The sequence below is a fragment of the Roseateles sp. P5_B10 genome (genome assembly GCF_056400485.1).
The window spans coordinates 1-703 of the sequence record NZ_JBFULE010001466.1 but is presented as its reverse complement, the minus strand read 5'-3'; the positions used below and the strand labels follow the sequence as shown (position 1 = coordinate 703).

Genomic DNA, 703 nt, shown 5'->3' with positions numbered 1-703 from the left:
GAAGATCCGTGCGGCCATGCATCTCGATACTGTTTTCACATTCGCCGACCGCGACTGCGTATTGCTCGCGCCGGATTTCATGAACCAGACACGTACCTATTCCTATCGTCCGAGCGATCATCCGAGTGGGGTTGAGTTGCATGCGGAGAAGAAGTCATTTGTCGGCGTCGTCGAGGAAGCACTGGGCCTCAAGAAGCTGCGGGTGGTCGAAGCTGGTGGCAGTGACTATCAGCGGGAGCGGACTCAATGGGACAGCGGCGCAAATCTCGTTTGCGCATCGCCGGGTGACGTCTATGCTTACGATCGCAACACCTACACCAACACGCTGCTTCGCAAGGAAGGCATCGAGGTGATTACGATTGTCGGCGCGGAACTCGGTCGCGGCCGTGGTGGCGGTCACTGTATGACTTGTCCGATCATTCGCGATGCCGTGGACTACTAGCACTATCGGCCATTCTCCGCTCGGGGGAGCGAGATCATGAGGCTGCTACTATCGAAGCCAGCACCATCGACCGACGGAGAGTAATTGTCTGGGGAGTGTGCAATGCGCGGATCCGGAATTGTTATGGCAGCGACAAGCTTCCTTTATGCCAGCGGGGCAATAGCTGCCGACATCGACCTGACTGAGCTCAAAACGGTTGAGTATACGTCGATGAGCCCGACATGGAGTGTTGTTGGATCCCTGTCCCCCACCTACACGGCC

Annotated in this window: 1 protein-coding gene; it reads left to right on the top strand. The window is 57.2% G+C overall.

From position 1 onward, the window contains the following. A partial coding sequence (locus AC1DU6_RS34005; RefSeq protein WP_477862819.1) for an arginine deiminase family protein occupies positions 1 to 442 on the top strand: 442 nt, incomplete at its 5' end. Positions 443 to 703: the final 261 nt, after the last annotated feature.